Consider the following 11,534-nt stretch of genomic DNA (forward strand, 5'->3'; position numbering starts at 1 on the left):
TTAAAAGATGCTGTTCTTAAAAATTTTCTCATTTAGAAATTTTCAAGGGTTTGTTGTCTATTGTTTAATTATCAAGGTTCTTTGGTGTTTCTGTCACTGTTCTTTTTGGTCAGCAGCAACTTTTATAGGATATCATGTCTGTCATATCTTGTCAAGAACTTTTTTAACTTTCTTTCGTTCCTGTGAGGTCCGTTTCTTGCCTTCCCTCTCAAGTGACAGCTTCAATATATTACCACATCGCTGTACTGTTTGTCAACACTTTTTTCAGGTTTCTGTCATGTCTTTCCCAGACTGTCTTCGTTCCCTGTCAGCGACGAAATTTATCTTACCACCGGGGCTTTGAATTGTCAATGATTTTCTTATTTTTTATTTTATTTGTTCAATTACGACAAGTATTGTACAAAATGGATGATGAACCCTGTCAAAAGGCTCATCATCCACTGCTATTCGATACCCCCTGCATAAGTATCACGGGGCAAAAGGTGTTTTGACCCTGTTATCATCTTATAGAAGCAATATAAATTCCCCGAATTGACTCAGCCAGTGTCCTGTCGAATTCTTCCGGAGTCTGACTGTCACTGAGTCCCTGCGTAAGGGCACGCGAGAAACTTGCCACAACTCCGGGGTTCTTTGCAAGCAGCACATTAGCCTCATCACGGCTGTAGCCTCCGGAAAGCGCTACAACTCTCACCACTCTCGGATCTTCCAGCAGTTCAGAGTAGAAGCCATCTTTCGTAGGGAGAGACAACTTGAACATCAGTCTGGTATCTGAAGGAATCTTATCCAGGTGATTCAACAATTCTTCCTTCAAAATCCTCTCGGCTTCTTCCTTTTCAGGACTGTAAATATCAACCTCCGGCTCCAATATGGGAACCAGACCCTTTTCGGCAATCTGAAGACCAATCCCAAACTGCTGGTCTGCAACCTCTCGGATTCCGTTTTTATTTGCAAGTTTGATAACTGACCGCATTTTTGTCCCAAAAATATGCCTATCGACAGCACGTTCTAGAAGAGTACCAAGATCAGGCATCGGTTTCATGACCTGTACTCCTTCCTCCTCTGGGGCAAGACCTTTGTCTACTTTCAGAATCGGAAGAATCCCCTTTTCCTCCAGGAGATAATCTGCCGTATATTTACCATCCATCTTCCTATCCATTGTATTTTCAAACAAGATCGTTGCCAGTATGTGCTCAGACGTAAAGGCTTTGCTCATAATAATCCTTGTTCGCATCTCATGTACAAGTTCAAACATTTCCTCATCATTGTGATACCGTGACTCATCAATGCCATAAAGTTTCAGAGCCTTAGGCGTGCTGCCGCCGCTTTGATCCAATGCTGCAATAAACCCTTTTCCTTCATGCATTCTTTTCAGTTGCATTTCGTTCATTAAAAATACCTCCTATTCTATTGTCTGTTATCAACCACTATCATATATATCCATTCTAACACTTTTCAGAAAAACTTTCATCAAAATTCATGTGTTTTCAGATTTTTAGTTTTTCATCTTCACAATTATATAAACATCAATCTTTTTTACCTTCCATCGTCTGTTCTATGATACTTTCCATCATATCATCCGTCAACTGACCACTGACATATCCAAATATATTACCCTCTGCATTAATCATAAATGTAGTCGGGTAGGAATATATGCCATACTGCTCAAACAGACTGCCGCCGATATCCATCAAAACAGGGTAGGTATAACCATTCTCCTGCAGAAAACTTTTCACACCTTCTTCATTCTGCTCCTGCCCATAACCCGGCGCTGCAATTCCAAGAATAATAACATCCGGGTCCTCTTCTCTTTGATAAGATTCATATAACTTTTGAATGTCCGGCATCTCTGCGCGGCAGGGCGGGCACCAGGTTGCCCAGAAATTCATGAACACTGTTTTCCCCTTATAATCAGAAAGTTTATGTATCTCTCCATATTGATCTTCTAATTCAAAATCGATGGCATCTTCCTGAGATGCACCTTCTTCTGAGGCCTTGCCCTGTGAATCCTTCTCTTGTGAATCCCTGTCTATCGAATCCTTTTTTTGGGACTTCTTTTCTTCCTGAATCTTCTCTTGTTCCCTTGATGTCTGTATACTCGACAGATATCCTGTAATGGCATTCATTTTCCCAGTAAACATCATAACACCTATCAGTATCATGAGCACCCCGCCTGCCTTTACAGTGTACTTCACAACATTGCCGTGCTTCTGAAACAAATCAAGCAGTGTTGTACTGAACACACCGACGGCCAGAAATGGGAGTACAAATCCCAGCGTGTATACTCCAATTAAAACAAACCCAAGCGTCTTTGTGTTCGCTGAGGCAGTCATTACAAGTACACTGGACAGTGCAGGTCCCACACAGGGTGTCCATGCAAAACTGAACGTAACTCCCATGATTAATGCAGTCCATGGTGACATGGCAAGGCCGTCCAGTTTTAAAGGCAGCCTGTGTTCACCCCCAAGAACTTTGGATGTTCCAAATATGCCCAGCTGATACAGACCAAAGGCAATGACCACAATTCCTCCGATTCTTGCAAATAATACCTGATTGCCTTTAAAGACAGAACCCAAAGCCGATGCTCCAAGTCCCAGGACAAAAAAGGTGAAACTGATACCTATGACAAAAAACAGTGTGTTGAGAATAACCTTTTTTCTGTCATAGTGAATTTTTCCGTCCTCTCCTTTTATTTTTGTACCTCCTGACAAATAGCTGATATAAAGAGGAATCAGAGGAAGTACGCAAGGAGAGAAGAAGCTCAACAGTCCTTGGAGAAACACTGTAAAAACCGGTACACTAACATCTAATGAAAATCCCATATCCCATCTCCTTTCCACACAGACCGGTGCTTAGATACACTGATTTCATTAATAATAGATTTTTCCTTCATAAATTATCTTAGGATTTCCATTTTTCACTTCAACTTCTGTCACCGCACAATTCCTCGGCACACCATTATTCCAGAATTTTGCAATATCATTTTTTCCTTTTATTAAATTCAACATTGCTGTGAGCGCTGCACCGTGTGAAGTGATCAATATAGATTTATTCAACAGTTTCTGGTTTTCATATAATGCCTTCAAAAATATGTCCACTCTGTCAGACAGCTGTGAAATTGATTCTCCGCCTTCCGGCACTTTATAATGTGCTGTGTCTGTAAAAAACTTGTTGAAATCCTCACTTCCCGGTTCCGGGTTTTCTCCGCGGCAGCGCAGGCCTTCTGCTGTACCAAACCCCATTTCCAGGATTTTCGGTTCTTCATATATAGGAACATTTCTCCCCTTCAGTATGATTTCTGCAGTTTGTTTTGCCCTGCACAGCGGGCTCGTATACGCAAGATCAAGGGGAACATCTTTTAGGCCTTTTGCCGTTTCTTCTGCTAAGTATATACCATTCTCATTCAGTGGGATGTCAGAGTGTCCCTGTACCCTTCCAGCCTTATTCCACGCTGTCTCTCCGTGACGTACAAGATATAATTTCATAGTATTCCTCCATAAATAGTGTTTCTTGAACTTATAATGTTTAATGCTGATGTTCTCTCATCAGTATAATAGTACACCCCCCTTTCGTCAACTTATGGCTTGTCATATTTCGGTTCCGCTACTATAATAGATATGATACCAGGGTCAAAAAGTGCAGAAGAATGCCTTTTGCCCCCACATTATTAATATTTTTTTAGAAAGGGATTGCGCATATGAAGAAAATCACAAGTTTTACGATAGACCATCTCAGACTCATACCTGGCCTTTATGTATCCAGGAAAGATTTTGCAAATGAAAGCCCTGTTACGACTTTTGATATCCGGATGACCAATCCGAATGAAGAACCTGTTATGAATACAGCTGAAGTCCATACTTTGGAACATCTGGGAGCCACTTTTTTAAGAAACCATGCAGAATTTGGGAATAAAATGCTGTACTTTGGACCTATGGGATGCCGCACTGGGTTTTATCTCCTTCTCTCCGGCGATTATGAATCCAGAGATATAGTTCCTCTCATGAAAGAAATGTTCAATTTTATTGCATCTTTTGAAGGGGAAATCCCAGGCGCCGCCGCAAAAGACTGCGGAAATTACCTGGATATGAATCTGCCCATGGCGAGATATGTCGCAAAAAGATACTTAAAGGATGTGCTGATCGATATTCAGGATAACCAATTATATTATCCAGAATAATCCTTTTTCAGTACTGATTTCTTTATATAAGAAAAGGTCCGCTCTTCGCCTTCTTCGGCGAGCATACGAAGAAGGCTTTCCAAGAGTGCTTCCGTCTCTTCATGCATCAGGTAGTGCCCCTTACCAGCCAGAAAATATTGGAGAGGGTTTGAGTCCTTATAATATGCCCCTTTGTATATTTTGCCGGCAGCTATCCTATCCAGAAACATTTCTACCACATATCGGACAGGCATCCTCATTCCCACCATGTCTTTCTCACCGTCTAACCCGTAGTCTATCCAGTATTCATAGTGGTGTTTGTTACGCCCCTTATGGTGGAGCCACGCGTAAGAGAGCCCCTTATCTTCTCTTTCTGCATTATTGGGACTTCTGTCGCCCTGATAATACTTACATCCCACACTGAACTCCGTCCAACTATATTTTGACAGATCATGAGTAATCCCTTGTTTATATAATCCTACCCGAAAGCACTCTTTCATAACCAACATCCTGTGCCTGGTTATGGTGCAAAAATGCTTTATTGCTTTCATACTCTTTAACCGTCCTCTCTTGCTTTTTTCTTCCGGCATCCTTATTTTCCAATCAAAAATACTGTACTTCTTTCCTTTACGCGCATTCTTTTCTGATTTTCTAAAAGTTCCGGCTTATTCCACACTCCGTCTGCTGTATCTGCGGCCCGGTACCACTTTTTACCGGCAGGCAATAATGCGGGGAGTGCAAAAGAATGTTCAATCCAGTGCATGTTATATGCAAGGAAGCAGTCTGTATCCTCCAGATCTTTTCCACAGTACAATACGCCCAGCTGCCGGCTTGAAATCTCTGACGGAATCTGCCATGCCTCCTCCCCGTGATAGGACACATCCGGGATTCCACAGGCTATCCGGTCAAGACCAAGAAGGGGCTCCTTTCTGTGCAGTACCGGATGAGATCTTCGCAATTCTATTAATGCCTTTACATACCAAAACAAAGCATCATTGCCTTTTAATTTATTCCAGTTTAACCAGGATAGTTCATTGTCCTGGCAATATACATTGTTATTCCCTTTTTGGGTATTTTCAAATTCATCACCGGCCAGAATGCAAGGTGTCCCCTGAGCCATTAACAAGAGGAAGAATGCATTCCTGATCTGATTTTCTCTCAATTCGGACACTGCCTGTTTTCTGGTTGGCCCTTCCGCGCCGCAGTTCCAGCTATAATTATACACCGGACCATCTTGATTATTCTCCCCGTTCGCTTCGTTGTGCCTGGCATCATAGGATACAAGATCATATAAGGTGAACCCGGTATGAGCAGTTATATAATTGCACCCACCGGCCTCTCCTGTGCTGCGGCAGAGTGCATGTATTACATCCTCCACCATACCTTCGTCCCCTTTCAGGAACCTGCGCATAGTATTCTGAAACCAGTCGTCTTTTTTCCATATCTTAACACCTTTGAGAATCGGGTCTGAAGTGACGGCTTCCCAGGGAACCACATAGGGATTAATTACAAAACCGTCAACATGATATTCCAGCATATAATGCCGAAGACAATCCACTGCTGTCTGGGGAAGGATTCCTTTCATAAAGGGCATCTCCAGAACAACCTCAATGCCCGCCTTATGGCAGGACCTGACCATTTCTTTTAATTCTCTGCGCACGTGCCGGGATGCACTGTAGGCTGCCTTCGGGGCGAAATAACATCCCTTCCCGTATCCCCAGTAATTTTGGCGTACTCCTTCGCATTCTTTAAATTCGTAGACCGGCATGCACTGGATTTGATTAATTCCCAGTTCTTTTAAATAAGACAGCTTTTCTGTCACGCCCAAAAAGGTTCCTTTGTGTTTCACATTTGAAGAGCTGTGCATTGTAAATCCCCGCACATGGAGACTATATGCCACCACCTCATGAAAAGGAATATTAAGGGGCGCATCCCCGTCCCAGTCAAAAGCATCTTCGGACATTATTCCCCGTACTTTGTGGGAATCCAAGTCTTCCTTTTCACCAAATGCCCTATGCCCCGTTATTTCATTTACGTACGGATCAATCTGCACCCTGTTGTCTATCCTGTAATTATATTCATACTTCCCAGCGTCCAGACCCTCTATGGCAAGAAATCGCACCTCTCCCGCGGCATCACGGGCATCCATTGGATACACCTTTGCAACGGCACCCTCACCAGCTCGATACAAAAGCAATTCACATGTCTTTTCTGCCGGCACAGGGATTGCAAAGTTCACCTTGCCTTCTTTGATTGTTACACCCAGTGGCTGTGGACTCCCCTGTACTTTCCTCATGTTCTGCAGTCCCTCTCTTCTTTTTACTGCCAGCCGTCAGTTCCGTACATTTCTGCATTATCCTTATTAATGAAAAATGTATCTACATAAGTCTCTTTCTCATACTCGTCGCCCTTCATAATAGCGACTGCTGTATCCACAGCTTTTTTGCCAATATCAATCGGAGACTGTGCACCTGTTCCGGCCATACGGGTACCCGGTTCCAGCAATTTACCCTTTACGCCTGGCGAGCCATCCACACCATAGACAAGCATGTCCGTCCTGCCTGCATCTTCAATGACCTTCAAAGCCTCCAGTGCCACCTGATCATTTCCACACATTACTGCATCAATGTGAGGAAATTTCGCAAGGGCTTCCTTCATTTTGTTTTGAATATTACCCTGTGTATCTCCTGTATTTATTCTTGCCAGAACTTCAAATCCCCCCTTAGAAATAGCTTCTTCAAAGCCTGTAATCCTCTCATTAATAGCATTCACAGCCGGGTTCTCCAAAATAACAATCTTCCCGCCATCCGGCTTCTGCTTGATCAGGTCTGTCCCGCACAGATACCCTGCATTCTTATTATCAGATCCAATAAAAGCAGCTGTAAGATCTATATCCTTGACCTGCGTATCTATATTGATAACAGGAATGTCTGCCTCTTTCAGCGCTTTAAGTGCCGGTGTTATCTTTTCCCGGTCCGCCGGGCATAGAAAAACCGCATCAACACCCTGATCAATCATTTGCTGAATCTGTTCAATCTGAAGATCCACATCAGAACCGGGATTTTTGGTGACAAGACCGATTTCCCTTTCTTTCAGCATCATTTCTATGGACAACTGCAGCGTCTCATAATACGGATTGTCCATATCAATGCAGCTATAACCGAAGGTGTAGTTCGTATCTTTTGCTTCCTCATCTTCATTCTCTGCTTTGTCTCCTTCTTCAACTGCATTATCTTCAGGTGTACCTACATTCTTCTTACAACCTGCAAGCACCATGCACGCTGCCAGGAATGTCAGAAGCAAGCTAAATATCCGTTTTTTCATCGAATATCCTCCCATTATATGTTGTATAATTGACTTTACAATTCAGCCGCCGATCTGACTTTATTGTAAACTAGTCTCTTTTATTCTAACGTGTTTCCTAACAATGTCAAGAGAGACCGGCGCATGTTTTTTCTTGCTTTTTATTTTCCTTTTTGTTACAGTGGGTATAATAACAATAAAAGGAGAATATTTATGGATGAAAACGAATCACTCACCGTTACACTGACACTGGACAATGACGAGGAACTGGAATGTGCCGTTCTTACCATTTTTGTAACAGGCGGACAGGAGTACATTGCTCTTCTGCCTTTGGATGAGGAGGGTGGCAATGATGATGGACAGGTCTTTCTCTATCGTTTCCACCAGACGGATTCAGATGAACCAACACTTGAAAATATCGAAGACGACGATGAGTACGAGCGCGCTGCCGATACGTTCGATGAATGGCTGGATTCTCAGGAATACGAGGATTTAGATTTGGACGAAGCTCCGGATGCAGATTAAGCTTATTTTTCATCAAACAATTCATCTACAAAACGGGAAGGATCAACATCCTTTCCGTTTTTCTTTTTTACATATACAATCTTAAGCAGTTCTTTTGCCCTTGTCATTGCAACATAAAACAGACGCCTTTCTTCCTCTTCTCTTTGTTCCTTGAGTGATTTTTTATATGGAATCTGGCCTTCATTGGTTTCTATAATATAAACCGTGTCAAATTCCAGTCCTTTTGCGGCATGCATTGTCATCAATCTTACCCCGCCTGGGTGCAGTTCTTTGCTGCTCTCCCTTATTTTGAGTGCATTGGTATATTCTTCTACATGCATAAACCACTCTTCCAAAGATGCAAAGGGGCGTGCCGCTTCCTCCAATTCCGAAAGAACTTCAAACAAATCACTTACCTGTACCCTCCGAGCTACTGCATATTCCCTCAAAAAATCATCATATCCTATTTTCTTGCGGAGAAATTGAATCGCCGCATAAGGAGCCATCTTTGCAAGCATTTTCAGATCCCACGCAAACTGATCCACACGGTCCAGCATCCAGTCCTTGTCACAGTAAAAATTTCTCAAGTCCTCAAAAGCTACTTCCCGGCCGCTAAGGCTGTCTCTTGCAATGTATCTTTTAGGCTTGTTCATAATCTGTAAGAAATCCTGGCGGGTCCTGCTCCCGGCCGCCATTTTAAAATAGGCCTTTATATCTTTTGCAATAAAATGATTGTATACATTAGGCAGGTGCTCTCTCATCTGAAAAGGAATACGATGCTCCCAGAGGGTCTCTGCCAGATTTCCTGCGTCCGTATGCAGTCTGAAGAGCACTGCAATATCCTCTGCTTTAACCCCGTTGTGTATGCGGTTCTGAATTTCTTCTGTAATATACCGGCTCTCCTCCGCCGGATCTGCCACCTCCTGCACATGAAGGCTTAAGCCTTTTGCTTTTTTGGCATGAATCGCCTTCTCAAAACGCTCCTCATTATTGCCAATGACTTTTAAAGCGTTCTGCACAATATTGGAGGTGGAACGAAAATTAATATCCAGAAGAAGCTGCCGCAGATTTGGATAATCCTCTTTAAATTGAAACATCAGCTTTGAATCTGCGCCCCGAAACCCATAGATAGACTGATCGTCATCTCCCACAGCAAAAAGATTCTGCTGTGGTTCTGCCAGCAATTTTATCACATCATACTGTACTTTATTGATATCCTGGAATTCATCAATTAAAATATAATGAAATTTTTCCTGCCACATTTTCAAAATATCCGTTCTTGCCATAAATAATTCATAGCAGAGTACCAGCATATCGTCAAAGTCAATTTTTCTTTCCCTTTTCCTCTGAGCCTCATACTCTATATAAATATCCCGAAAATCTTCCGGACTGCATTTTGATGAGTGATAAGATCTTATATCTATTCCGTTGTTCTTCACAATTCCGATTTCCGCCGCAATATCGGTAATAAAATCTTCCTCGTCAAAAATCTCGATTTCCTGCCGGCTGACTACATTTCTGATTATCTGAAACTTATCCTCCTCGGACAGGATATTTCGAGAGTCAAAGTGGTATGCCCACTTCAAAATTCCATAATATATGCCATGAAAGGTGCCTACCGTAACAGGCAGCCTTTTCTTTCCCATTAGATTTTGAAAGCGGTTCTTCATCTCAACCGCTGCATATTTAGTAAAAGTAATGACCAGAATCTCTTCTGGTCTCACCTTTAACTTCTCTATCAGATATTTCATTCTGTTTACAATCACTGCAGTCTTCCCAGAACCGGGCCCTGCCAAAACAAGACATGGACCGGTTCCGTGAGTGATTGCATCTTCCTGTGCCTTACTAAACCCCATATATTAAAATTCCTCTTTCGTCTGTCATTAAACTGCTTCTAACTTCTCAATTGCAGCTTTTATGCGTTTTAGAGATTCCTCCTTACCAATGATTTCCATAATCTCTGTGGCTCCCCCGGGAGTATTCTGTTTTCCGGACACGGCCGTTCTCACAGGCCACATTACATAACCGGTTTTGAAGCCTTTATCTGATGCATAATTTTTCAAAGCTTCAAAGAGCGCGTCGTTACTGTAATCCTCCTGCGCCTCCAAAAGCGGAAGCAGGCTTGTAAGCACCGCCAGAGAGGTCTGCGCATTTGTCTTCATCTTTTTATGTGTATACATGCTGATATCATATTCCGGCACTTTCTCAAAAAAATCTATCTGCTCCTTTATATCCGGGAATATCTCAATCCTCGTCTTTACAAGAGCTGCAATCTTCTTCAAGTCATAATCTTTTGTGACAACCTCTTTAATATAAGGTTCTGCCATCTTATAAAACTTGTCAAAGTCCATAGCCTTTATATACTCCCCGTTCATCCATTTAAGCTTCACGGTATCAAATACTGCCGGAGATTTATTCATATGGTGATAGTCAAAAGCTTCTACCAGCTCTTCCAGTGAAAATATCTCCCTTGTATCTGCCGGGCTCCAGCCTAGCAATGCCACAAAATTCACGACAGCTTCGGAAACAAATCCCTGACCAATCAAATCCTCATAGGAAGAATGTCCGCTGCGTTTGCTGAGTTTCTTATGGTTCTCATCGGTTATCAGAGGGCAGTGCACATAGACCGGCACATCCCAGCCAAAGGCCTGATAAAGACGGTTATATTTCGGCGCGGAGGAGAGATATTCATTTCCTCTGACCACATGCGTGATTTCCATCAGATGATCGTCAATTACATTGGCAAAATTGTAAGTTGGGAAACCATCAGATTTAATCAAAATCATATCATCCAGTTCATCATTAGGAACTTCAATATCTCCATAAATCTCATCGTGAAAAGCGGTCACTCCCTTATTTGGCACATTTAGGCGAATTACCCAGGGCTTTCCGGCTGCCAGATTGGCCCCCACTTCTTCAGCAGAAAGTTCCAGACAATGCTTGTCATATTTCACAATGTCCGTTTTGTTTTCTTCAGATACAGTGGTTTTTAAAGAGTCAAGTCTTTCCCTGCTGCAAAAGCAATAGTAGGCGTCTCCCTGCTCCACAAGCTGTTTTGCGTACTTGGTATACAGGCCTATAGCAGCCCGCTCACTCTGCACATAGGGTCCATATCCCCCATCTTTATCCGGTCCTTCATCGTGAAATAGGCCGGTCTCTTGCATAGTCCTGTATATAATATCCAGGGCGCCCTCTACAAAACGCTCCTGGTCCGTATCTTCTACGCGGAGGATAAAGTCTCCCCCTTCATGCTTTGCTATCAGATATGCATACAGTGCAGTACGCAGATTACCTACATGCATCCGCCCTGTGGGGCTGGGTGCAAATCTCGTTCTTACTTTACTCATCTTTTTATCTCCACTTCTTCTTTATATCCTTTGTCTTATTCATTATAGGACAAATTATCTCATTCTTCAACACACAAAAAAATTCTACTTCTTTTCATTTTTGAACCAAATCACGCATGCTGCGTGATAGCCCTTTCTTAACTTTTTGTCTGTCGGTGTTGTACTGGCAGACTTTTTATTTTACAATCATCTCATCTTAGATAAAGGAATAGCCCCACAGATGAGTG

10 protein-coding genes are annotated in these 11,534 nt (G+C 42.6%); 2 read left to right on the forward strand and 8 right to left on the reverse strand.

All coding sequences use genetic code 11. The features are described 5' to 3' along the window. Positions 1-499: 499 nt before the first annotated feature. The 3 genes from BN3456_RS01155 to BN3456_RS01165 all read right to left on the reverse strand — a co-directional run bounded on the left by BN3456_RS01155 (position 500) and on the right by BN3456_RS01165 (position 3,482). Positions 500-1,387 carry a fructose bisphosphate aldolase gene (locus BN3456_RS01155; RefSeq protein ID WP_089982169.1) on the reverse strand — a complete coding sequence of 296 codons (888 nt, stop codon included), beginning with the start codon at positions 1,385-1,387 and terminating at the stop codon, positions 500-502. Between the two features lie 136 nt (positions 1,388-1,523). After that, positions 1,524-2,819: a cytochrome c biogenesis protein/redoxin gene (locus tag BN3456_RS01160; RefSeq protein WP_089982171.1), complete on the reverse strand. Its 1,296-nt coding sequence runs from the start codon at positions 2,817-2,819 to the stop codon at positions 1,524-1,526. A gap of 48 nt (positions 2,820-2,867) precedes the next feature. Beyond that, positions 2,868-3,482, reverse strand: a complete 615-nt coding sequence (locus BN3456_RS01165; protein ID WP_089982173.1) for a histidine phosphatase family protein — start codon at positions 3,480-3,482, stop codon at positions 2,868-2,870. Between the two features lie 212 nt (positions 3,483-3,694). On the opposite strand from BN3456_RS01165, the gene BN3456_RS01170 reads away from it, so the two are divergent. Continuing rightward, the gene (locus tag BN3456_RS01170) at positions 3,695-4,174 is read left to right on the forward strand and encodes an S-ribosylhomocysteine lyase (protein ID WP_089982175.1); all 480 of its coding nucleotides are present in this window, start codon (positions 3,695-3,697) and stop codon (positions 4,172-4,174) included. On the opposite strand, the gene BN3456_RS01175 is transcribed toward BN3456_RS01170, so the two are convergent. Genes BN3456_RS01175 through BN3456_RS01185 form a run of 3 tightly spaced genes read right to left on the reverse strand, consistent with a single transcriptional unit; the run spans position 4,162 to position 7,477 of the window. Further along, the gene (locus BN3456_RS01175) at positions 4,162-4,704 is read right to left on the reverse strand and encodes a DUF5662 family protein (RefSeq protein ID WP_089982185.1); all 543 of its coding nucleotides are present in this window, start codon (positions 4,702-4,704) and stop codon (positions 4,162-4,164) included. The two genes, BN3456_RS01170 and BN3456_RS01175, sit on opposite strands and share 13 nt — an antisense overlap. A 41-nt stretch (positions 4,705-4,745) precedes the next feature. Next, a complete protein-coding gene (locus tag BN3456_RS01180; protein ID WP_089982176.1) occupies positions 4,746-6,449 on the reverse strand; it encodes an alpha-amylase family glycosyl hydrolase in 1,704 nt (567 codons plus the stop codon). A 23-nt stretch (positions 6,450-6,472) separates the two neighbouring features. Then, positions 6,473-7,477, reverse strand: coding sequence for a sugar ABC transporter substrate-binding protein (locus BN3456_RS01185; protein ID WP_089982178.1), 1,005 nt, complete (start codon positions 7,475-7,477; stop codon positions 6,473-6,475). A gap of 192 nt (positions 7,478-7,669) precedes the next feature. Between BN3456_RS01185 and BN3456_RS01190 the strand changes: the two genes are divergently transcribed. Continuing rightward, positions 7,670-7,981 carry a DUF1292 domain-containing protein gene (locus BN3456_RS01190; protein WP_089982180.1) on the forward strand — a complete coding sequence of 104 codons (312 nt, stop codon included), beginning with the start codon at positions 7,670-7,672 and terminating at the stop codon, positions 7,979-7,981. A gap of 2 nt (positions 7,982-7,983) precedes the next feature. Here BN3456_RS01190 and BN3456_RS01195 read toward each other — a convergent pair whose 3' ends face one another. Together BN3456_RS01195 and gltX are read right to left on the reverse strand one after the other, a co-directional pair. Next, complete coding sequence (locus tag BN3456_RS01195; RefSeq protein WP_089982181.1) at positions 7,984-9,816, reverse strand: ATP-dependent helicase; 1,833 nt, start codon at positions 9,814-9,816, stop codon at positions 7,984-7,986. 27 nt (positions 9,817-9,843) lie between these two features. Further along, positions 9,844-11,307 (reverse strand): glutamate--tRNA ligase, encoded by a 1,464-nt coding sequence (gene gltX, locus BN3456_RS01200; protein ID WP_089982183.1) that lies wholly within the window; start codon positions 11,305-11,307, stop codon positions 9,844-9,846. Positions 11,308-11,534: the final 227 nt, after the last annotated feature.

The sequence above is a fragment of the Clostridium sp. C105KSO13 genome (assembly GCF_001517425.1).
GTDB lineage: Bacteria > Bacillota > Clostridia > Lachnospirales > Lachnospiraceae > Muricomes.

Excerpts from the sequence above, each read along its gene's own strand:
- BN3456_RS01155 (WP_089982169.1), bottom strand. The coding sequence starts at position 1,387 with ATGAACGAAATGCAACTGAAAAGAATGCATGAAGGAAAAGGGTTTATT.
- BN3456_RS01160 (WP_089982171.1), bottom strand. The coding sequence starts at position 2,819 with ATGGGATTTTCATTAGATGTTAGTGTACCGGTTTTTACAGTGTTTCTC.
- BN3456_RS01165 (WP_089982173.1), bottom strand. The coding sequence starts at position 3,482 with ATGAAATTATATCTTGTACGTCACGGAGAGACAGCGTGGAATAAGGCT.
- BN3456_RS01170 (WP_089982175.1), top strand. The coding sequence starts at position 3,695 with ATGAAGAAAATCACAAGTTTTACGATAGACCATCTCAGACTCATACCT.
- BN3456_RS01175 (WP_089982185.1), bottom strand. The coding sequence starts at position 4,704 with ATGAAAGCAATAAAGCATTTTTGCACCATAACCAGGCACAGGATGTTG.
- BN3456_RS01180 (WP_089982176.1), bottom strand. The coding sequence starts at position 6,449 with ATGAGGAAAGTACAGGGGAGTCCACAGCCACTGGGTGTAACAATCAAA.
- BN3456_RS01185 (WP_089982178.1), bottom strand. The coding sequence starts at position 7,477 with ATGAAAAAACGGATATTTAGCTTGCTTCTGACATTCCTGGCAGCGTGC.
- BN3456_RS01190 (WP_089982180.1), top strand. The coding sequence starts at position 7,670 with ATGGATGAAAACGAATCACTCACCGTTACACTGACACTGGACAATGAC.
- BN3456_RS01195 (WP_089982181.1), bottom strand. The coding sequence starts at position 9,816 with ATGGGGTTTAGTAAGGCACAGGAAGATGCAATCACTCACGGAACCGGT.
- gltX (WP_089982183.1), bottom strand. The coding sequence starts at position 11,307 with ATGAGTAAAGTAAGAACGAGATTTGCACCCAGCCCCACAGGGCGGATG.